At 67.6% G+C, this 1,060-nt stretch carries 1 protein-coding gene; it reads right to left on the bottom strand.

Annotated elements, in window-relative coordinates; translation table 11 throughout:
• Positions 1-845 (bottom strand): ISL3 family transposase (locus tag G6017_RS12765; protein WP_182617682.1); only part of this gene is annotated, 845 nt, incomplete at its 3' end.
• Positions 846-1,060 lie beyond the last annotated feature (215 nt).

Genomic DNA, 1,060 nt, shown 5'->3' with positions numbered 1-1,060 from the left:
GGGTCGCAGCGGATGATGGTGCGGATCCCGTAAAGCGGGTCGCCTTTACGTCCGCGGTGACCGCAGATCTGCTGCTGCAACCTCCGGCGGACCTCGTCCACGGCGCCAAGGGCGAGCTTGACCACGTGGAAAGCGTCGAGAACAGCGGTGGCATCCTCGAGTTCGTCATCGATCGCTCGCTTGTAGCCGTGGAACGGATCCAACGCGGCGATCTCGACGCCGCTGGTGAAACCCTTGCCCCGCGCGGTGAGCCAGTCTGCGAACACCACCCCGGAGCGGCCTGGCACGAGGTCGAGCAGCCTGGCCTGTACTTTGCCGTCCCCGTCGCGGGTGAGGTCGACCATCCCGGTCAGTTCCTTGGGGCCGCGCTTACGCCGGGAGACATGGTGCCAGATGTGTTCATCGACGCCGAGGGTGCGGACGCCGTCGAAGCGGGCCGGATCATCGGCCAACGCCTCCAATGCAGCCTTGACCGGCGTCCACACCGTGTGCCACGCGGTACCGAGCTGACGAGCCAGTCCGCTGACGGTGGCGTGCTCCCGGCGCAGCTGTCCCACTGCCCACTCCACGACGCGGGCCGTGGTGGCATGCCGCGGCGAGGCAAGCCCAGGCAGGTTCTCCACGAACGTCACACGTTCGCACGCCCCGCCTGGGCAGACGAAGCGGCGTTTGCGCCAGATGATCGTGACGGGGCGGCCGAACGCGGGGATGTCGACCAGACGCACCACCTGCCGTCCATGCCCCACCCCGGCGGCGCCGCAGTCCGGGCATCCGACCGGTCCCGGCTCGGATTCGACGGTCACCTCCAGGTGCTCGCCACGCAGACGCGCATCAAGGACGTACACGTCGTCGAGCCCGACGAGAAGATCGCAGCGGACACAACGGGGCGCAGGTGCGGTTCCGGTGGCAGACCGGCAGCACCCGATAGGCTCAGACATGGGTCGAGGCCCTTTCAGGATCGGATGTAGTGGTACTTCCAATCCTTCAGGGCCTCGACCCTCTCGTCTCCCTACCGCCTCACCGGCGTGTCGTCCTCACCCACGCTCAGATGCGAAGAGCC

Origin of the sequence: Dietzia sp. B44 (assembly GCF_014145245.1) — a bacterium.
Taxonomy (GTDB): domain Bacteria; phylum Actinomycetota; class Actinomycetes; order Mycobacteriales; family Mycobacteriaceae; genus Dietzia; species Dietzia natronolimnaea.
The sequence above is the reverse complement of the archived record's forward strand: the minus strand, read 5'-3'. Positions and strand labels throughout refer to the sequence as shown.